The sequence below is a fragment of the Tropicibacter oceani genome (assembly GCF_029958925.1).
Taxonomy (GTDB): Bacteria; Pseudomonadota; Alphaproteobacteria; order Rhodobacterales; family Rhodobacteraceae; genus Pacificoceanicola; species Pacificoceanicola oceani.
The window spans coordinates 97,398-116,492 of record NZ_CP124617.1 but is presented as its reverse complement, the minus strand read 5'-3'; the positions used below and the strand labels follow the sequence as shown (position 1 = coordinate 116,492).

Annotated in this window: 16 protein-coding genes; 9 read left to right on the top strand and 7 right to left on the bottom strand. The window is 62.7% G+C overall.

All coding sequences use genetic code 11. From position 1 onward, the window contains the following. Positions 1-60 precede the first annotated feature (60 nt). The 3 genes from QF118_RS19385 to QF118_RS19375 all read right to left on the bottom strand — a co-directional run bounded on the left by QF118_RS19385 (position 61) and on the right by QF118_RS19375 (position 2,887). Positions 61-1,275 carry a class I SAM-dependent methyltransferase gene (locus QF118_RS19385; protein ID WP_282302562.1) on the bottom strand — a complete coding sequence of 405 codons (1,215 nt, stop codon included), beginning with the start codon at positions 1,273-1,275 and terminating at the stop codon, positions 61-63. A 98-nt stretch (positions 1,276-1,373) separates the two neighbouring features. Then, positions 1,374-2,207, bottom strand: a complete 834-nt coding sequence (locus tag QF118_RS19380; RefSeq protein ID WP_282302561.1) for a GNAT family N-acetyltransferase — start codon at positions 2,205-2,207, stop codon at positions 1,374-1,376. After that, complete coding sequence (locus tag QF118_RS19375; protein WP_282302560.1) at positions 2,204-2,887, bottom strand: GntR family transcriptional regulator; 684 nt, start codon at positions 2,885-2,887, stop codon at positions 2,204-2,206. Before QF118_RS19375 ends, QF118_RS19380 begins: the two co-directional genes overlap by 4 nt. A 245-nt stretch (positions 2,888-3,132) precedes the next feature. Between QF118_RS19375 and QF118_RS19370 the strand changes: the two genes are divergently transcribed. From QF118_RS19370 to QF118_RS19350, 5 genes are all read left to right on the top strand, one after another. Beyond that, entirely contained in the window at positions 3,133-4,107 is a 975-nt protein-coding gene (locus tag QF118_RS19370; RefSeq protein WP_282302559.1) for an ABC transporter ATP-binding protein, read from the top strand. 55 nt (positions 4,108-4,162) lie between these two features. Continuing rightward, positions 4,163-5,434 carry an ABC transporter substrate-binding protein gene (locus QF118_RS19365; protein WP_282302558.1) on the top strand — a complete coding sequence of 424 codons (1,272 nt, stop codon included), beginning with the start codon at positions 4,163-4,165 and terminating at the stop codon, positions 5,432-5,434. A gap of 103 nt (positions 5,435-5,537) precedes the next feature. Then, positions 5,538-6,404 carry an ABC transporter permease gene (locus QF118_RS19360; RefSeq protein ID WP_282302557.1) on the top strand — a complete coding sequence of 289 codons (867 nt, stop codon included), beginning with the start codon at positions 5,538-5,540 and terminating at the stop codon, positions 6,402-6,404. A gap of 1 nt (position 6,405) precedes the next feature. Further along, complete coding sequence (locus tag QF118_RS19355; protein WP_282302556.1) at positions 6,406-7,242, top strand: ABC transporter permease; 837 nt, start codon at positions 6,406-6,408, stop codon at positions 7,240-7,242. Beyond that, positions 7,239-7,907 (top strand): aspartate/glutamate racemase family protein, encoded by a 669-nt coding sequence (locus QF118_RS19350; RefSeq protein ID WP_282302555.1) that lies wholly within the window; start codon positions 7,239-7,241, stop codon positions 7,905-7,907. The genes QF118_RS19355 and QF118_RS19350 overlap by 4 nt, the downstream gene beginning before the upstream one ends. A 56-nt stretch (positions 7,908-7,963) precedes the next feature. On the opposite strand, the gene QF118_RS19345 is transcribed toward QF118_RS19350, so the two are convergent. The 4 genes from QF118_RS19345 to QF118_RS19330 all read right to left on the bottom strand — a co-directional run bounded on the left by QF118_RS19345 (position 7,964) and on the right by QF118_RS19330 (position 12,986). Further along, complete coding sequence (locus QF118_RS19345; RefSeq protein WP_282302554.1) at positions 7,964-11,017, bottom strand: efflux RND transporter permease subunit; 3,054 nt, start codon at positions 11,015-11,017, stop codon at positions 7,964-7,966. A 4-nt stretch (positions 11,018-11,021) separates the two neighbouring features. Next, the gene (locus tag QF118_RS19340; protein WP_282302553.1) at positions 11,022-12,101 is read right to left on the bottom strand and encodes an efflux RND transporter periplasmic adaptor subunit; all 1,080 of its coding nucleotides are present in this window, start codon (positions 12,099-12,101) and stop codon (positions 11,022-11,024) included. Further along, entirely contained in the window at positions 12,091-12,696 is a 606-nt protein-coding gene (locus QF118_RS19335) for a TetR/AcrR family transcriptional regulator (RefSeq protein WP_282302552.1), read from the bottom strand. The genes QF118_RS19340 and QF118_RS19335 overlap by 11 nt, the downstream gene beginning before the upstream one ends. Positions 12,697-12,824: 128 nt before the next feature. Then, positions 12,825-12,986 (bottom strand): hypothetical protein, encoded by a 162-nt coding sequence (locus QF118_RS19330; protein WP_282302551.1) that lies wholly within the window; start codon positions 12,984-12,986, stop codon positions 12,825-12,827. Here QF118_RS19330 and QF118_RS19325 point away from each other — a divergent pair. The 4 genes from QF118_RS19325 to glgA all read left to right on the top strand — a co-directional run bounded on the left by QF118_RS19325 (position 12,985) and on the right by glgA (position 19,095). Further along, positions 12,985-13,902 (top strand): MYG1 family protein, encoded by a 918-nt coding sequence (locus QF118_RS19325; protein ID WP_282302550.1) that lies wholly within the window; start codon positions 12,985-12,987, stop codon positions 13,900-13,902. The genes QF118_RS19330 and QF118_RS19325 overlap by 2 nt on opposite strands. Before the next feature lie 271 nt (positions 13,903-14,173). Next, positions 14,174-16,396 carry a 1,4-alpha-glucan branching protein GlgB gene (gene glgB / locus QF118_RS19320; RefSeq protein ID WP_282302549.1) on the top strand — a complete coding sequence of 741 codons (2,223 nt, stop codon included), beginning with the start codon at positions 14,174-14,176 and terminating at the stop codon, positions 16,394-16,396. 21 nt (positions 16,397-16,417) lie between these two features. After that, positions 16,418-17,674: a glucose-1-phosphate adenylyltransferase gene (gene glgC / locus QF118_RS19315; protein ID WP_282302548.1), complete on the top strand. Its 1,257-nt coding sequence runs from the start codon at positions 16,418-16,420 to the stop codon at positions 17,672-17,674. Beyond that, positions 17,671-19,095 carry a glycogen synthase GlgA gene (glgA, locus tag QF118_RS19310; RefSeq protein ID WP_282302547.1) on the top strand — a complete coding sequence of 475 codons (1,425 nt, stop codon included), beginning with the start codon at positions 17,671-17,673 and terminating at the stop codon, positions 19,093-19,095. The genes glgC and glgA overlap by 4 nt, the downstream gene beginning before the upstream one ends.

Below are 19,095 nucleotides of genomic sequence, written 5' to 3'. Positions count from 1 at the left end.
CCTGTTCCGGCCGCGCGGTGCCATCGCGCGTGATTGTTCAGCACGCCGCGCGGCGACACGTCATCGCCAACACACGCTGAGCGGCGCGGGGGCCGCGTGGGTGTAGGGGCCATCCCAAGGGGGCAGGGCATCACCCGGTTCGCGCTCAGTCCAGAGTGGCGTTTGGGCGGTGTCCTGTTGGCTGGGGGGCATCGCGTGCGGGACCAGGCTCAGGTGTGATGTATCGTGCTGCGCCGTGATCGTCAGGCTGCCGCCCGGGGTCATGCGTTGCGGACGATCCAGCAAATAGGCGGTGCGCCCCCAATGGCCGTCGGAACGCAGGCCATTCGACAGTTGAATGCCGGGCGCAAGCTCCATCACGAAAAACACAAAAGCCGCGTGCGCGGTGCCCGCGTCGGAACAGGTCAGATCCCGGGTCGTCTGCGCCGGCTTCATGCTGGGGCGGGCGAAATTGAACCGGAACAGGTCGATGGCAGGCCCCAGGGGTTTCAACCCGCAGGCGGCAAAGTCATTCGGCGTGATCTGCGCCAAGGTGGCAAAGTGGTGAAACGCGCCAAGGTCAAAGCCCTCTGCCACGTGCGGCCGCCAGAGGTCCAGCAGTTTGTCGCTTTCGACCAGCTGCGCCATCAGGGTGCCCTGTTCGGGGATGGCGCGCGCATCGGGTTTGGCCAGCCTGTGCATGGCATCGGTCAGCGTAGCCAGCGCGCCTTCGCCAAGCAGGACGGTATCGACGATTTCCGAGATCACGACATCGGCCGGTTCGGGAAGGTCCTTTCCGATGACCAGATCGTGCGACATCTTTGGAATGACGGTGATGCGGTCGCTCAGGCCATTGGCGTCGATGACACGGACGGCGGCCTTGGCGATCAGCGGCTGCTGTTCGCAGGTATAGACGTGTTTGGCCCCGGCGCGCGCCGCCAGCATCGCTGTCAGGCCGGCCCCACAACCGATATCCAGCACGACGTCGCCGGGTTTGACCTTGGCCGCTATCGCCTTGGCATAGGCGCGGTTGCGGCCCTTGTCCGCAAGCATCGGGAAATGCCAGCGCGGCACGAACATCTGGAAAAGCCGCTCTTGCAGGATCTGGGCTTCGTGGTGGTGGGGGTCGTTGTCCAGCGCCCTGCCAAGCAGCTGCGCCGTTCGCAGGCCGCCGTCGGTCAGCGGTTCAAGCTTTGCAAGCTGGACTAGGCGGTCGGCGTCCTGCGCGCCCGGGTCATTGAATTCATCAAACGGGGAATGGTTGTCATAGCAGCTGGGTGCATGGTCTTTTGCCATGGGTCTTTCATCCTCTTTCTAAGGAAGTGCTTTGACCCTGCCTACGCGCCGCACGTCTAAGATATGGTAAACGGGCCTTCGCGGCCGTGGCGTCCGCGTCACCCCAGTTCCAGCGTGGCGACAGCCTGCAGGCGCGCCCCTGTCGTCGGAGGATTGCCGCGATACATCCGGGCGGTGCCAAAGCTTTCGATGAAACCGTTCCGGCGCAGCCTCTGTTCGAACGCTGCGCAGGTGTCCGGGACGTCGATGATGCCGGTCGTCGCACCCAGGGCCGCGGCGGCCTGATGGGCAAGCCCAAGCGCGGTAGCAGCGTCGGGGGCAACGATTGGCCCGATTTTGCAGTCTTCGCGACACTGCCGCGCGGTGGCAAAGCCGACCAATTCGCCAGCTTGGTGGACAACCACGGTCTTGCGATTCGCAGTCTGACGCAGCCATTCGCGCAAAAACCGTTTCCGCGTGACGCCGTTCGCCGCGTGGTCGAGAACGGCAATCGCTTCGGCATCCTGGGTCCTGGCCAATGGCAATGTCAGCGGCTCGCTTGGGATAGGACCGACAAGTCGCCGGGTCCGGCCTGCCAGGACAAAGCCGGACCTGGCATAGTTTTCCTCTTGTGCGGGCACACCGTCCAGACCGATCGTCCGGTGCCCGGCATGGGCCATGGCATGGGCCCATAACCCATATCCGATGCCTTTGCCCCGATACGCCGGGCGGCACAGGTAAAGCCCCAGAAAGGCAAAGCTGTCGGAATGGTTCACGACGGAAATCCCGGCTACCGGCTGGCCATCTGTCTGGGCGACGAAAAACCCGGCCGGGTCGGCGGCATGAAAGGCCACCGCGTCGTCAATGCCGGGATTCCAGCCTTCCTGCGCAGCCCAGTCAAGCAACTGCCCGACCTCTGCCAATGTCGCGGTACGATAGGTGACCGGAGTCATCGGTTGAGCGCCTCTTTGAGAGAGGTGGCCGGTTGAACGACATTGCGAAGGTCAAGCGACGCCAAAAGATCCAGAAGGTGGCTTTTCATCAACTGCTCGGCCGCGTCCGCGTCCCGCCTTTCCAAAGCGTCAAGAAGCGCGTGATGGGCCTGCGTTTCGCACAGGGCGGCACGGCGGCGCCAATACAGTGCGATGATCAGGGACGAGCGCGAAACAAGTTCGGAAATGAAGGTCTGGATCGTCGTCTGGTCGGCGATCCGCGCGATTTCAAGATGAAATTGCCCGGACAGGAACAGCGCGCGACCGGTTTCACCGGCATCCAGCGCCGCGTGTTCCTGGTCGATGTTTTCGTGCAGCAGGGCAAGATCCGTGTCGGTCATGCGTTTGGCGGCGGAATGCGCGGTGCGCGGTTCCAGCAGGGCGCGCGCCTCAAAGACTTCGCGCGCCTCGCGCACCGAGGGCTGGGCCACAAAGGCGCCGCGGTTGCGCTTTAGCTCGATCAGGCGGCGATGTGACAGCGCCAGCAATGCGGCCCGCACGATGGTGCGGCTGATGCCATAGGCTTCGGCCAGCTCGTCCTCGCCCAGTTTTGTGCCAGGGGGAAGCCGGTGTTCGTGAATCGCGTGTTCCAGATCGGCCGCGACCGTTTCGCTGGTCCAGGGCTTGTTCAGACTGTTCATGCGCACCGTCACCGTTTTTCTTGCCTGTCATCTTTGCGATTCGGCGCTGGCGGGGCAAGCCGGGTGACACAAAGAACTCTGCATCAGTTATTGTATACAATATTGTGCGCATATTTGTGCACGGCCATGCTGCAAGTGCAAATAATTTGGACGATTTCGGTTTTCGGCGCGGCGCCAGTCGGAAATCTCTGCACTGCCGCGCCGCGTTGATCGCAAGCTGACCCTGCAAACTTGATGAGGGCGGTATGCGAACAGGATACGATCTGGAACTGGTTCACGTGACCAAGCGCTATGGCAACACCGTCGCCGTGCGCGATCTGAGCCACGTGTTCGCGCCGGGCAGCTATGTTTGCCTGCTGGGGCCGTCGGGCTGCGGCAAATCCTCGACCCTGCGCATGATCGCCGGCCACGAAGAGGTTTCCGACGGCTCGATCCTGCTGGACGGGCAGGACGTGTCTTACCTGCCTCCGGCGCAGCGTGGCACGGCGATGATGTTCCAGAGTTACGCCCTGTTTCCGCACCTGTCCGTGCGTGACAACGTCGCCTTTTCCCTGCGGATGAAGGGCGTCGAAAAGGCGACACGCCATGCCCGTGCGAACGAATTGCTGGAGCTGGTGGATATGACGCATCTGGCAGACCGGCTTCCGGCGCAACTGTCGGGCGGGCAGCAGCAGCGCGTGGCGCTGGCCCGCGCATTGGTCACCCAGCCCAAGGTGCTTTTGCTGGATGAACCCTTGTCCGCGCTTGATTCTTTCCTGCGCATCCGGATGCGCGCCGAATTGAAAAAGCTGCAGCGCGAGCTGGGCATCACCTTCATCCACGTCACTCATGGTCAGGACGAGGCGCTGGCGCTGGCCGACGAGATTGTCGTGATGAACGATGCCGTGATCGAACAGGCCGGCCCCGCGCGCGAGGTGTGGGCGACGCCAACGACCGAATTTGTCGCCCGCTTTATCGGCGGACACAACGTGATCGCGCTGGATCAGGGCAAGGTCACCGTGCGCGCCGACGCCGTGACGCTGGCCGACCACGGCATGGCCGCCACTGTCACGGCGGTCGAATACCAGGGCGCCTCTGTCGTCGTCACGACGATGACCGAGACCGGGGACGAGGTGCTCGCACTGTTGCCCGAAGCCCAGTTTTTCAATGCACCGAAAAACCCCGGCGATGCGGTCAAGCTCGCCTGGGACGAGGGGCGGCTGCACCGCCTCCGGGCCTGACAGGCCAAACTGCAAACGACCCTTTCAAACACCATCAACACAGAGGACTGACCCAATGGTAAAACCCAAGGTAGGCTATTCCCGCCGTTCGTTCCTGAAAACCAGCGGTGCCGCGATGGCCGCATCGACGCTGCCCGCCCCGATGTTGTGGGCGCAGGACACCAAGGACATCGTTCTGCGCCAGTTCGGCACCGGGGTGTCGAACCTGAACGACGTGGCCAACAAGGTAAAGGAAGATCTGGGCTTTACGCTGGAAATGACCGCGCTGGACAGCGACAGCGTCACCCAGCGTGCCGCCACCCAGCCGGACAGCTTTGACATCGCCGATATCGAATACTGGATCTGCAAGAAGGTCTGGCCAACCGGCAACCTGCAGGCGATGGATACATCGAAGATCGCCAACTACGACAAGATTGTCGGCATCTTCCGCGATGGCAAACTGACGCCCGAGTCGACCATCGCCCAGGGCACCGCGCCGCATTCGGTCGGTTTTGTTGACGGGCCCGGCGGTACCTCCTTTGCCGACAATGAAACCGGCTGGATGACCCTGATCCCGACGATCTACAACGCCGATACGCTGGGCATCCGCCCCGACCTGATCGGCCGCCCGATCAGCAGCTGGACCGAGCTTTTGAACCCCGAGTTCAAGGGCAAGGCCTCGATCCTCGACATTTCCTCGATCGGCATCATGGACATGGCCATGGTCTGCGAGGCGATGGGCGAAATCCAGTATGGCGACAAGGGCAACATGACCCGCGAAGAGATCGACAAGACCATGGCGATCTTTACCGAAGCCAAGCAGAACGGCCAGTTCCGCGCCTTCTGGAAAAGCTTCGACGAAAGCGTGAACCTGATGGCAAGCGGCGAGGTCGTGATCCAGTCGATGTGGTCGCCCGCCATCACCGCAGTCAAGTCGCGCGGCATCCCCTGCGTCTACCAGCCGTTGAAAGAGGGCTATCGCAGCTGGGGTGGCGGCATCGGCCTGTCGTCCTCGTTGTCGGGGATGGAGCTGGATGCGGCCTATGACTACATCAACTGGTATCTGTCCGGCTGGGTCGGCGGCTACCTGATGCGTCAGGGGTACTACTCGGCCGTTCCCGAAACCTCCAAGGAATTCATGTCGGAAAACGAGTGGGGTTACTGGTTCGAGGGCAAGCCGGCCACCGATGTCATCACCTCGCCCACTGGCGACAAGCTGGCCGAGGCAGGTGAGATGCGCGATGGCGGGTCCTTCTACGACCGCATGGGCTCGGTCGCGTGCTGGAACGCCGTCATGGACGAGAACCAGTACATGGTTCGCAAGTGGAACGAGTTCATCGCAGCGTGATGGGCTTCGCCTCGCGCAAGCGGGGCGACCCGCCGGGGGGCAAACGCCCCCCGGCCCGTAAGGGATTTTCAAGGCATACGGCTGGAACGCGCGCGGAGGACCGATGGCGGCAAAAATACTGAAAAACCGGCATGTTCTGGGATGGTTGCAAGCGGCCCCCCTGACCGCAGTCCTACTTGGCTTTCTTGTCGCGCCAATCGTGATGATCGTGGTCGTCAGCTTTTGGGGCGCGACCGAATTTTCGATCTACCCGGCGTTTTTGTGGGACAACTACGCTTTCCTGTTTTCGTCGCCCGTCACGTACAAGGTGTTCTGGGCCACCTTCAAATACGCCTTCATCACCTGGGCCTTGACCCTGTCGATCGGCTTTGCGGTGGCTTATTTCCTGGCCTTCCACGTGCGCAGCCTGACGGTTCAGATCGCGCTGTTCCTTGTCTGCACGATCCCGTTCTGGACGTCGAACATCATCCGCATGATTTCATGGATTCCCTTCCTGGGGCGCAATGGCATCGCCAACCAGATGTTGATCAGCTGGGGCGTGATCGATGAGCCGCTGGAATGGCTTTTGTATTCCGATTTCTCGGTCATCCTGGCCTTTGTGCACCTTTACACGCTGTTCATGGTGGTGCCGATCTTCAACACCATGATGCGGATCGACAAATCCCTGCTCGAGGCGGCGCGCGACAACGGCGCGAACGGGTTTCAGACGCTGGTCCACGTGATCCTGCCGCTGACCAAGCCGGGCATCATGATCGGAACGATTTTCGTCGTGACGCTGGTCATGGGCGACTTCATAACCGTGCGCTTCATGAGCGGGTCACAGCGGGCCAACGTAGGGCGGCTGATTTCCAACGACATTGCCTTGCTGCAATACCCAAGCGCTGCCGCGACGGCCGTGGTGCTGCTGTGTACCGTGCTGATCGTGATCGCCATCCTTCTGCGCTTCGTCAACATTCGCAAGGAGCTTTAGGATGGAGCGTCGACCCCGGTCTTTTTACCTGCTTGCCGCCTTTTTCGGCCTGTTCGTGCTGTTCCTGTATGGTCCGATCCTGACCATCGGCATCCTCAGCTTTCAGGGCCCGCAAGGGGGGCTGACCTTTCCGATGAACGGCGTTTCCCTCCATTGGTTCCGCGACCTGTTCCAGCAGCAGGCGGTCGGCGACATCTGGGGCGCGTTCCGGCGCAGTTTCGGCCTTGGCCTGATGGTCATGGTGACGACGGTAGTGGTTTCGGTCATGGCGGGGCTGGCATTCCGCAAGCGGTTCGCAGGATCGGCAATCCTGTTCTACGCGGCCATCACATCGCTTGTGATCCCGTCGATCCTTGTGTCACTGGGCGTGGGCCTGATTTTCAACCAGCTTGGTCTCAGGGTGCATTGGGCGACCAGCGGCTTTGGTTCCCAGCTGACCTGGACGCTGCCCTTTGGCCTGCTGATCATGTTCGCCGTCTTCAACCGTTTCGACAAAAGCTATGAAGAGGCGGCGCGCGATCAGGGCGCCACGGCTTGGCAGACGATCCGCCATGTGGTGCTGCCGATCATCGCCCCGTCGCTGATCGGGGTCGCGCTGTTCGGCTTTACGCTGAGCTACGACGAATTCGCGCGGACGCTGCTAACCGCTGGCAGCTACAACACCCTGCCGCTCGAGATCTATGGCATGACGACCAACGTCACGACCCCGGTCATCTATGCGCTGGGAACTCTGACGACGCTGTTTTCCTTTGGCATCATCGCGGTCTTCATCCTTGGCGCGGTCGTGATGAACAGGCGCCGCGCGCGCCGTGGATCGGATGCGGGGCAGGGCGTATGAAGATCGCCTACATCAACCCCAATGCCAGCGCCGGCATGACAAAGGCCGTCGTCACCGCAGCCCGACATGCGCTGCCCGAGGCCGAGATCCTGGGCCTGACCAACACGCAAGGACCGGCCGCCATCCAGGGGAAGGAAGACGGGCGCGCCGCGGTTCCGGGGCTTTTGGCGTTGCTGCCCGTGGCACGGGCCCAAGGGGCCGATGCCATCGTGATCGCCTGTTTCGACGATACCGGCCTGGCCGAGGCGCAGGCACAGGCGGGCTGTCCGGTGCTTGGCATCGGTCAGTCCAGTTTCGTGATGGCGAAGCTGCTTGGGCTGAGGTTCTCGGTCGTCACCTCGCTGCCGGTCTCCGTCCCGGTGATCCGGGAAAACATCCGGGATCAGGGCTTTTCCGCCCAATGCGCCTCGGTGCGCGCCAGCGATCTGCCGGTCCTGACCATCGACAGGGGCGGGCCCGCGGTTATTGCGCGGATCGCGCAGGAAATCGAGTGCGCCCGCCGCGAAGACAACGCCGCCTGCGTCATTCTGGGTTGCGCCGGCATGGCCCCCCTGAAAGACACCCTTGCCGCCCGTTTCGGTTTTGCGATCATTGATGGGGTTGAGGCATCGGCGCAGCTTGCCAGGGCTGTTGCGACAGTGCAGGGCCGGCAGCAACCGGCCTGACAGGGGTCGGTGGGCGGAAAGCGGATGATCCGTTCCCGCCCACCATGGTTTTGTCTTCAGGCGGCGGCAGGCGCTGCGGCCGGGGCCGGTTGCGCGCTGCCCTTGAAAAAGACGTAGTACAGCACCGGCGCGGCAATCAGTGTCAGCACCGATGCAAAGGCCAGTCCGCCCATGATCGTGGCCGCCATGGACTGAAAGAAGGCATCCGACAACAGCGGCAACATCCCCAGGATGGTCGTGGCGGCAGCCAGAAAGACCGGTCGCAATCGCGAGGTAGAGGCCGTCACGATGGCCGTCTCCAGCGGCAGGGACGGGTCGGCCTCGCGGGTCAGATCGATTTCCTCGACAAGCACGATACCGTTCTTGATCAGCATCCCGGACAGCGACAACAGCCCCAGAAGCGCCGTGAAGGTGAACGGCAGACCGGCGCCCAGCAGGGCCAGGCTGACCCCGTTCACAGCCATCGGCACAAGCAGCCAGATGATGATCGGCTGGCGCAGCGCGTTGAACAGCAGGACCGATATCAGCACCATGATGATCAGGCTGAAGGGCAGCTGCGCCCCTAGGGCCGCCTGCGCTTCCGAGGCGCTTTCCAGCTCGCCGCCCCATTCCAGCGCATAGCCGTCGGGGATCTCCATCGCGTCGATCGTGGCCTGGATTTCGGCCTGGACCTGTGCGGCGGTCATGCCGCGCGGGATGTCTGCGCCGACGGTGATCACCTCGGCGCGGTCGCGCCGTTGCAGCAAGGTATCCTGCGGTTCAAAGGTGAACCCGTCGATCACCTGCGCCAAGGGCACAAGCGTGTTGCCGCTGTCGGAATAGATCATGTGATCGGTCAGGGCCAGATCGCTGTCGCGCGGCGCGCGCACGATGATCGGGATCTGCCGATCCCTTTCGCGGAAGGTCCCGCCGCTGCTGCCCTCGGTCGCGAATTGCAGAACCTGGGTGATGGCGGTGCGCGAAATGCCCGCATCCTGCGCCCGTTCCGTGGCATAAAGCGGCCGCAGAACCAGTTCGCGTTCGCGCCAATCCTGACGCGGGGCGATGATGTTGTCCGATACCGCCTGCATCCGTGCGATGGCCTGATCGGCCAGATCGCGCAGCACATCGGGATCGCGGCCGGAAAACCGCACCTCGATCGGGGCGCCGCCGCCCGGCCCGAAGGCCAGCCGCTTGACCCGGAATTCACCCTGGGGAACGGCAGACAGAGCATAGGTTTCCAGCGCGTTCATCTCGTCCTCGATCACATCGAGAGAGGAGACACGCACGATCAGGTGGCCATAGCTGGGGTTGGGGTCCTCGGCCTGGTAGGTCAGCATGAAACGCGATGCGCCCTGACCGACATAGCCGGTCACCGCCTGCACTTCCTCGCGCTGGACCAGCCAGTCTTCCAGCACCGCAATATCGTCCGAGGTCTGGTGGATCGACGCGCCCTGCGGCAGCTTGTAGTGCACGAAATACAGCGGCGTGTTGCTGTCGGGAAAGAACTGCTGCTTGATCTGGCCAAACATCGCATAGCAGGCGGCAGTGCCTGCAACCAACGCCACGATGACCGGCCACCGCAGCCTGAGCGACAGGCGCAACACGGCGGCATAGCCACGGAACAGCGCGCCGTCATAGCCGTCTGACGTGCCTTCCTCGCCGCGCTTGAAGAAGTAGTGGCCCAGCAGCGGGGTCGCGGTCACCGCAAGCACCCAGGACAACAACAGGGAAATCGCGATGACGGCAAAAAGCGAGAACAGGAATTCGCCCGTTGCATCGGGGCTGAGCCCGATCCCGGCAAAGGCCATGATCCCGATCACGGTTGCACCCAAAAGCGGTATCTGCGTCTTGCTTGCCGCTTCGGTCGCCGCATCGCGCGAGCTTTTGCCGTGGCGCATGGCGATCTGCATGCCTTCGGCCACCACGATGGCGTTGTCGACCAGCATGCCCATCGCGATGATAAGGGCGCCAAGCGAAATGCGCTCCATCTCGATCGCGCCAAGCGCCATGAAGAACAGCGTGCCCACAACGGTCAAAAGCAGCGTGGAGCCGACGACGATCGCCGCGCGCCAGCCCATGAACACCGCCAGGACGATGACGACGATGGCAACCGACATCGCCAGGTTGACAAGAAAGGCGTTCGAGGCCTCTTCGACCACCGTGTGCTGGCGATAGATCGACTGGATCGAAATGCCCAATGGCAGCGAGGCGCGCAACTGGTCCAGCCGTTCGTCGACGCGTGTGCCGACCTCGACGATGTTTTCGGTGGCGATGCCGGCGACACCCAGCGTGAAGGCCTCGGCCCCGTTGTGGCGGATGATTAGGTCGGGGTCGGCTTCGCGCTCGCGGCTGATGTCGGCAAAGTCGGACAGATTGATGACCTTGCCGCCAACGCCAATCGACAGCGCGGCGATTTCGGACACGCTGTCGGACCCTTCGGGCCGTTGCACCAGTGTTCGGCCTTCGTCGCTTTGCAGCGCGCCGCCGTCGACCACTTCGTTCGCACTGGCCACGGCGCCGATGATGGCGGCAGGCGGGATGCCCAGCGTCGCGGTCAGCGCCAGGTTGGGTTCGACATAGATGACTTCGTTCGGAACGCCGGACAGCGCCACATCCGACACGCCGGACACAAGCAGCAGTTCGCGCCGCAGAAAGGTGGACAGTTCATTGATTTCCGCATCTGAAAACCCCGGTGCCGACACCGCGTAGTACAGCCCGTAAACATCCCCGAAGCCGTCGTTGACGAAAGGCGGGGTCGCGCCGCTGGGCAGCGCTGCCTCGGCGACGCGGTTGCGCAGTTTGGTCCAGATCTGCGGCAGTTGGGTGCCGTCATAGGTGTCCTGCATGTTCACCGTGATCCAGGACAGACCGGGCTGGTTCATGGACTGGATGTCCTTGACCTCCCCCATCTTCTGGATCTGCGATTCCAGGGGTTCGGTCACTTCCAACGCCACCTCTTCGGCCGAGGCGCCGGGGTATTGCGTGACGACAACGGCGGTCTTGATGGTAAAGGCGGGGTCCTCCAGCCGGCCAAGGGTGGCAAAGCCCCAGAGCCCGCCGAGCAGGCAGATCAACATGACGATCCAGGTATAGATCGGACGGTTGATGGAAAAACGTGCGATATCCATCAGGTCATTCCCCGAAAACGGTAAAGCGGCGCACGGTTGCGCCGTCGTCCAGCTGGTTGGCACCGCTGACCACGATTTCCTGACCGTCCTGCAAACCGGCGATCACCTCGACCGTGCCATTGTCACCCGGGGTGATCTGTACCGGTGTCCGCGTCACGCTGCCCTCGTCCGCACCGGCGGGTTCGAACACCATGACATAGGTGCGGTTGTCATTGCCGATGACGATGGCCGAGCCGGGCACCTCGATCTTCTGGTCGCCGGTGCGCAGGTTCGCGCTGACCGTGGCCGAAGATCCGGGCAGGATGATTTCGTCCTGGGGCACGGGCATCCCCAGCGTGATGCTGTAGGTCTGGCCGATATCCGCGGTTTCCGCGTTGTATTCGCGGATTTGCAGCGGATAGGACGCGTCGCTGGCCGGAAAGGTGGCGCGCAGGGAAACGTCTGCATCGCGCCCGGCGCGCTGGAACAGGGTTTCGGGCACGTCGATCTCGATCCGCAGTTCGGACATGTCGTGCAGGCGGACAACCGGGGTGCCCGCGCCCACGGTCGAGAAATTCGGCACCAGACGCGTTGCGACCACGGCATCAAAGGGGGCATGCAAGGTGGCGTGTTCCAGGTTGCGTTCGGCCGTGCGCACCGCGATGTCGTTCAGGGTCAGCGTCGTCCTTGCGTCCTGCAGGTTCGTTTCGGCCACCGAAGACCCGGCCAGCTGTTCATAGCGCGCAACGGTGCGCTGCGCCTGGTCGTCGTTGGCCTGCGCCTGTTCCAGCGCCAGCTGGAAAGGTTCCAGATCCATTTTCGCCACGACGGCGCCCTTGGGGATGGTTGTGCCTTCTTCGACGGGCAGTTCGACGATCTGGCCGCCGACCTGAAAGGCCAGGTCCACGGTTTCACGCGCGACGACCTTGCCAAAGAACACGCGGCGGATCTCGGCCTGACCGGTGGTCACCTTTTGCAGCTTGACGATCGGCGCATCGGCCAGCGCGACAGCAGGGCAGAGCAGTCCGAGCACCAGCGCCAAGGCCGGGGCAAGCGGCAGGCGGGCATTTCGCCGCTGTCCGCGGTATTCAAATTCAGTTGGCATTTTCGTCATGTCCTGTGTGTGTGGCGTCCGGCGCGCGCTGCCCGGCAACGGATAGGCAAAGTTGTCTGAGGGTGCGCAGTTGCGAAACCAGGTCTGCCCGGTCGCGCGCATGCGACGTGGCGGCCTTGGCCGAGCGTTGCGCAAAATTCGATAGGTCGGCAACGCCAAGCCCGGCGCGGGCCAGGGCGGCCTGATGCGGTTCAAGAACCTCTGCGAGGACCTCCTGGAACCTGCAGGCCGACTGTTCCAGCGCTTCCTGGCTTACGGCATTCACCCCTTCGATGAATTCCTCGGCGTTCGGCATGGCCTGAACGATGTCATAGGCGTTCAGGGCCATGCGGTCGAAAAAGATGTCCAGCCTGTCGCCAAGCGATTCGGCCTGTTCCAGCCCTTGCCGGATTTCGTCGATTGCGGCGTCGGTATAGCGCCCGATCAGATCGCGCAGGATGTCGTCCTTGTTGCGAAACCGGTTGTACAGGGTCTGCCGGGAAACGCCGGCCTCCTGGCACAGATCGCCCATGCTGGTCCGTTTCACGCCGTAGCGCGAAAAGACCTGCAGGGCAGCGTCCAGAATCTCTTGCTTCAACTCATCCATCGGGGGTGCCGTCCGCTGTGATCCGCGCTCTATTTACAAACGCACCAGATTTGTCAATCTGTAGTTCTTCGGTTTTTTATCCGACTGGATGCGTGAATGCCGCAATGACAGGCTTTTGGGATCTTGGGTCAAAGTTCCGACTTGGCGGAAAACAATGTTGTTGTCATGCCCGGAACCCAGCTATCTACCGGTAACTTTGCCCCGATTTTCACCGCCGCCACCGAAAGGCGCGCATCCAGATCTTGCCGGGCGGCCTTTAAGGTCGCCCTTTCGTTTTCAAGGCTTCCCATGACCATCACCCATCTTGTCACCCACTCTGGCGGTTTCCATGCCGATGAACTGTTGTCCACGGTTGTCCTGGCCCGGCTGTTCCCCGATGCAACCCTGGTACGGTCGCGCGATGTGGATTGGACGACGCCCGCAGAAGGCAAGATCATCTACGATGTTGGCCGCGCCCATGACCCAAAGGCAGGCATTTTCGATCATCACCAGCGGCCAAACCCGCTGCGCGCCGATGGCCAGCCCTACAGCTCGTTTGGGTTGATCTGGGCCCGCTATGGGCATGACTACCTGCGCGCGCTTTCGGTTCCCGAACAGGATCTGGACGACATTCACCGCAGTTTTGACCAGGGTTTTGTCCTGCCCATCGACCTGATGGACAACGGCGCGTTGGAACCTTCGGCGGCGGGCCCCCTGGCGGGCATGACGCTGCCGGTCCTGTTGGAAACGCTGAAGCCGGCCTTTGACGATCGCGGCGATGATGCCGATGATCGGGCCTTTGACGCGGCGCTGCCCGTCGCCCGCGCCTTTGTCGAGGCGGCGATCCGGGGCAGGGCCGCCAAGCGCCGCGCCGAAGCGGTCGTGTTGCAGGCCATCACGGCGGCCGGATCATCCCGGGTTCTGGAATTGCCCATGGGCATGCCGTTCCGCGCGGGTGTCGAAAAGGCGGGGGCCGATCATCTGTTGTTCGTCGTGCATCCGCGCGGCACCGACTGGGCCCTGACGACGATCCGCCGGGGGTCCGACACTTTTGAAAACCGCGCCGACCTGCCCGAGGCCTGGGCCGGGCTGACCGATGCCGCGCTGGAAGAGGCCTCTGGCGTCAAGGGCGCCAAATTCTGCCACAACGGCCGGTTCATCGCCGTGGCCGACAGCCGCGAGGCCATTTTGAAGATGGCCGACCTGGCAGTGACCGCCGCGATCTGACCTCAAGGGCCTGCCGTGCCTGGGCCGGGCACGGGCGGGCAACCCTGTCCCAGGACGCGGATTTTCCGCCCGGCGCCATAATGCGCAGGCTTTTTCCATGCTGGACAGCATATCGGATATGCTGTCACGATGACACCTGAGCGAAGTTAACCTGTGACTTTCCTGTGCGGGCCTGCTAAGCGGACATGGATCTGATAGCGCTAACACGCATCTGGTCAGGCCCGCGTTCCGTTTTGGGATGGATAGGGATCTTAAAAGGAGAGAACGCAAGATGGCAAAACGTCAGTCCGGCCCAAAGGTTACGGCTGCTCCGGGTTTGCCCGGCTTTCTGTCCGCCTCTGATCTGCAAGCGCTGAACGAAGGGCGCCATAGCGCCCCCTTCGATGTCCTTGGCCCGCACAAAAGCGGCAACAAACGCTGGATCGCCAGCTTTCAGCCAGGCGCAATTGAGGTGATCGTCAATGTCGCGGGCAAGAAGACCGCGCTTCCGCGTCTTCAGGGTGATGTCTTTGCCGGGCCGGTTGCCGGGGCCGACTATACCCTGACCATGCGCTATGACGGCGGGGCCGAACACGAAACCCGCGATCCCTATGCCTTTGGCCCGGTGCTGTCGGATTTCGACCAATACCTGATGGGCGAAGGCACACACCGCGAATTGTGGCGCGCGCTGGGGGCGCATGTCTGCGAACACGAGGGCGCGAAAGGCACGCATTTTGCCGTCTGGGCCCCGAATGCGCAGCGCGTATCGGTCGTGGGGGATTTCAACATGTGGGATGGTCGCCGCCATCCCATGCGCCGCGTCGGCGCCACCGGGTCATGGGAGATTTTCCTGCCCGACGTGGCCGAGGGCGCCCTGTACAAATACGAGATCGTCGGCGCCGATGGCAACCTGCGGCTAAAGGCCGACCCGGTGGGATTCGGATCGCAGCACCCGCCGGAAAAGGCATCGGTGGTGCGCGACATCAAGGGCTATGGCTGGAAAGACGCGGGCTGGATGGCCGAGCGTGCCGAGCGCGGCGCGCGCACGGCCCCGATTTCCATCTACGAGGTGCATCTGGGATCGTGGCGGCGGCGCTGGGACCAAGAGGGTCGGCCCCTGTCGTACAAGGAGCTGGCGCAGGATCTGGTGGGCTATGTCAAGCATATGGGCTTTACCCATATCGAGCTGCTGCCGGTGTCGGAATTTCCGTTTGACGGGTCGTGGGGCTATCAGCCGGTGGGTCTGTTCGCGCCGACGATCCGCTTTGGCCCCCCGCATGAATTCCGCGATTTCGTCGAGGCCGCGCATGACGCAGGGATCGGCGTTTTGCTGGACTGGGTGCCGGGGCATTTCCCGACCGACGACCATGGACTGGCGCAATTCGACGGCACGGCCCTGTATGAACATGCGGACCCGCGCGAGGGGTTTCACCAGGATTGGAACACGCTGATCTATAACTACGGGCGCACCGAGGTGAAAAACTACCTTGTGTCCAACGCTCTGTACTGGATGGAGGAATACCATCTGGACGGGCTGCGGGTCGATGCGGTCGCGTCGATGCTGTACCGCGATTATTCACGCCAGGAAGGCCAGTGGATTCCGAACAAGGACGGCGGGCGCGAGAATTACGAGGCGATCGATTTCCTCAAGGAAATGAACGTCGCGGTCTACGGGGCCTACCCGGACGTGATGACCGTGGCCGAGGAAAGCACGTCGTTTCCCGGGGTGTCGCAGCCGGTCTTTGGCGGCGGGCTTGGCTTTGGCTACAAGTGGAACATGGGCTGGATGAATGACACGCTGTCCTACATGCAGCGCGATCCGATCCACCGCAAATACCACCAGCACAACATGACCTTCGGCATTCACTATGCCTTTTCCGAGAATTTCATCCTGCCGATCAGCCACGACGAAGTGGTGCACGGCAAGGGGTCGATGCTGGAAAAGATGCCGGGCAACGAGGCCGAGAAATTCGCCAACCTGCGGGCCTATTACGGGTTCATGTGGACGCATCCGGGCAAGAAACTGCTGTTCATGGGCTGCGAATTCGCCCAGCCCGAGGAATGGAGCCACGCCGGCGAGCTGAACTGGCACGCGGCAGAGCAGCCCGCACATGCCGGGGTGCAGCAGTTGGTGCGGGATCTGAACGCGCTGTATCAATCGACACCGGCGCTGCACGTCAAGGACTGTCAGCCCGAAGGCTTTGCATGGCTGAACGGTGACGCCGATCAATCGACGCTGGGGTTTGTCCGCTACGGCGACAAGGGTGACGCACCGGTCGTGGTGATGTGCAACTTTACCCCGGTCGAGCGGTCCAGCTTTCGGGTTGGCGTGCCAGAGGCGGGCCATTGGGACGAAGTGCTGAACACCGACTCGCAGCTGTACGGCGGTGGCAACCGGGGCAATCTGGGTGGGCTCACGTCCACTCCGGTGGCCTGCGACGGGCAGGAGGCATCGGTTGAAATCACCCTGCCGCCGCTGTCGACGGTTGTGCTGCGGCTGCGCAAGGAATCATAAGTCAAGGGAGGAGGGGATTTCATGGAAACCAAGAGACTGACACAAAGGTCGATGGTCTTTGTTCTGGCTGGAGGGCGCGGTAGCCGCCTGAAGGAACTGACCGACAAGCGGGTGAAGCCGGCGGTCTATTTCGGCGGCAAGACGCGGATCATCGATTTCGCACTGTCCAACGCGATGAATTCGGGCATCCGGCGCATGGCGGTGGCGACGCAATACAAGGCGCACAGCCTGATCCGTCACATGCAGCGCGGCTGGAACTTTTTCCGGGCCGAGCGCAACGAATTTCTGGACATCCTGCCCGCCTCGCAACGGTCCGGGACGGAAAGCTGGTACAAGGGAACCGCTGACGCGGTGACGCAGAACATCGACATCGTCGACAGTTACGGCGTTGATTACGTCATCATTCTGGCAGGCGATCACATCTACAAGATGGATTACGAGATCATGCTGCGCCAGCATGTCGAAACCAGCGCCGATGTCACAATCGGCTGTCTGACCGTGCCGCGCGAAGAGGCCACGGCCTTTGGCGTGATGGCGACAGACGACACCGGGCGCATCACATCCTTCCTGGAAAAACCCGCCGATCCGCCGGCCACGCCCGAAGACCCCAGCAAGGCGCTGGCCTCGATGGGGATTTACGTCTTCAAGTGGGATTTCCTGCGCGATCTGCTGGAAAAGGACGCCGAGGACACCAATTCAAGCCATGATTTCGGCAACGATCTGATCCCCGAGATCGTCAAGCACGGCAAGGCCGTGGCGCATCGTTTCGACGAAAGCTGTGTGCGTGCCGATGGCGCGCCGGCCTATTGGAAAGATGTCGGCACCGTCGACGCCTTTTGGGAAAGCAACATCGACCTGACCGATTTCACGCCCGAGCTGGACCTGTGGGACAAAAGCTGGCCGATCTGGACCTATTCCGAAAGCGTGCCGCCCGCCAAGTTCATCCATGATGAACACGACCGCAGGGGGATGGCGATTTCCTCGATGATTTCGGGCGGCTGCATCATTTCAGGGACCGAGGTGCGCAATTCGGTGATCTTTACCAATGTGCACTCCAATTCCTATTCGGTACTGGATCAGGCGGTCGTACTGCCGCGTGTCGTCGTCAACCGCTCGGCCCGGCTGCGGCAGGTGGTGATCGACAGTGGCGTGATCATCCCCGAGGGCCTTGTCGTCGGTGAGGACCCCGTCGAAGACGCCAAGTGGTTCCGTGTGACCGAGCGCGGCACCACGCTTATCACGCAACCCATGCTGGACAAGAGAGCCGCTAGCCTATGACCCGTATCCTTTCCGTTGCCTCCGAATGTGCGCCCCTGATCAAGACCGGGGGCCTGGCGGATGTGGTGGGCGCCTTGCCCGCCGCCCTGACTGCCCTTGGGGACGAGGTGAAAACCCTTGTCCCGGGCTATCCGGCGGTGATGGAAAAGCTGGGCAAGACCAAAGAGGTTGCCGTTTTCGACGACCTCTTTGGCGGCTCGGCGGGCCTGTTGTCGACAAAAAGCGCCGGGTTGGACCTGCTGGTGCTGGACGCGCCGCATCTGTTCGACCGTGTGGGCGGGCCCTATCTGGGCCCCGATGGCAAGGATTGGCCCGATAACCCCGAACGCTTTGCCGCGTTGTCCTGGGTGGCTGCGCATGTCGCGGTGCAGGGGGCAGGGGGCTGGGTGCCGCAGGTGGTGCATGGCCACGACTGGCAGGCCGGATTCACGCCGGAATACCTGCATGGCATGGGCTGCGATGTGCCCTTTGTCTTTACGATTCACAACGTCGCCTTTCATGGCAATGCCCCGGCGGATCGGCTGGGCAGTCTGCGGCTGGACCCTTGGCGGTTCACGCCGGGGCATTTTGAATTCTGGGGGCAGATTTCGGCCCTGAAGGCCGGGCTGATGGGCGCGCAGCGCATCACCACAGTGTCTCAGACCTATGCCGAGGAATTGCTGACCGCCGAATTCGGTATCGGCATGGACGGGATCCTGCGCGACCGGCAGGCGGTGCTGAACGGTATCGTGAACGGCATCGACACCGATGTCTGGAACCCCGAAACCGACCCCGAGATCACACCCTACAAGGCCCCCAAGGGCAAACAGGCGAACAAGGACGCCCTGCGCGCCGAGTTCGGATTGCCCGAGGCCGATGGCCCCTTGTGCGTGCTGGTATCGCGGTTGACGCAGCAAAAGGGCATTGATCTGCTGATCGACGCCATCGACGCGCTACTGGAGCGCGGCGGCCAACTGGCGCTGCTGGGCTCGGGCGATCCCGCGCTTGAGGCGGCGGTGCAGCATCTGGCGACGCGTCACCCCAACGTTGCGGTCAGGATCGGCTATGACGAGGGGCTGTCGCACCGGATGATGGCGGGGGCGGACGCGATCCTGGTGCCGTCGCGGTTCGAACCCTGCGGCCTGACGCAGCTGTATGGGCTGCGCTATGGCACCGTGCCGCTGGTCGCGCTGACCGGCGGGCTGGCCGACACGGTCATCAACGCCTCGCCGGCGGCGCTGGCGCGCGGGGTTGCCACGGGCATCCAGTTTTTCCCGATCACCGGGCGGGCGCTGGCCAACGCCTTCGGGCGGCTGTGCGATCTATATGACACGCCCAAGGTCTGGACCGCGATGCAGCGCAACGCGATGAAGCAGCCGGTGGGCTGGGAAACCTCGGCCGCGGCCTATCACGCCCTTTATGACGCAGTGACAGAAGGCTGA

Coding starts and splice junctions, on each gene's coding strand:
- QF118_RS19385 (WP_282302562.1), bottom strand. CDS start 1,275: ATGGCAAAAGACCATGCACCCAGCTGCTATGACAACCATTCCCCGTTT.
- QF118_RS19380 (WP_282302561.1), bottom strand. CDS start 2,207: ATGACTCCGGTCACCTATCGTACCGCGACATTGGCAGAGGTCGGGCAG.
- QF118_RS19375 (WP_282302560.1), bottom strand. CDS start 2,887: ATGAACAGTCTGAACAAGCCCTGGACCAGCGAAACGGTCGCGGCCGAT.
- QF118_RS19370 (WP_282302559.1), top strand. CDS start 3,133: ATGCGAACAGGATACGATCTGGAACTGGTTCACGTGACCAAGCGCTAT.
- QF118_RS19365 (WP_282302558.1), top strand. CDS start 4,163: ATGGTAAAACCCAAGGTAGGCTATTCCCGCCGTTCGTTCCTGAAAACC.
- QF118_RS19360 (WP_282302557.1), top strand. CDS start 5,538: ATGGCGGCAAAAATACTGAAAAACCGGCATGTTCTGGGATGGTTGCAA.
- QF118_RS19355 (WP_282302556.1), top strand. CDS start 6,406: ATGGAGCGTCGACCCCGGTCTTTTTACCTGCTTGCCGCCTTTTTCGGC.
- QF118_RS19350 (WP_282302555.1), top strand. CDS start 7,239: ATGAAGATCGCCTACATCAACCCCAATGCCAGCGCCGGCATGACAAAG.
- QF118_RS19345 (WP_282302554.1), bottom strand. CDS start 11,017: ATGGATATCGCACGTTTTTCCATCAACCGTCCGATCTATACCTGGATC.
- QF118_RS19340 (WP_282302553.1), bottom strand. CDS start 12,101: ATGCCAACTGAATTTGAATACCGCGGACAGCGGCGAAATGCCCGCCTG.
- QF118_RS19335 (WP_282302552.1), bottom strand. CDS start 12,696: ATGGATGAGTTGAAGCAAGAGATTCTGGACGCTGCCCTGCAGGTCTTT.
- QF118_RS19325 (WP_282302550.1), top strand. CDS start 12,985: ATGACCATCACCCATCTTGTCACCCACTCTGGCGGTTTCCATGCCGAT.
- QF118_RS19330 (WP_282302551.1), bottom strand. CDS start 12,986: ATGGGAAGCCTTGAAAACGAAAGGGCGACCTTAAAGGCCGCCCGGCAA.
- glgB (WP_282302549.1), top strand. CDS start 14,174: ATGGCAAAACGTCAGTCCGGCCCAAAGGTTACGGCTGCTCCGGGTTTG.
- glgC (WP_282302548.1), top strand. CDS start 16,418: ATGGAAACCAAGAGACTGACACAAAGGTCGATGGTCTTTGTTCTGGCT.
- glgA (WP_282302547.1), top strand. CDS start 17,671: ATGACCCGTATCCTTTCCGTTGCCTCCGAATGTGCGCCCCTGATCAAG.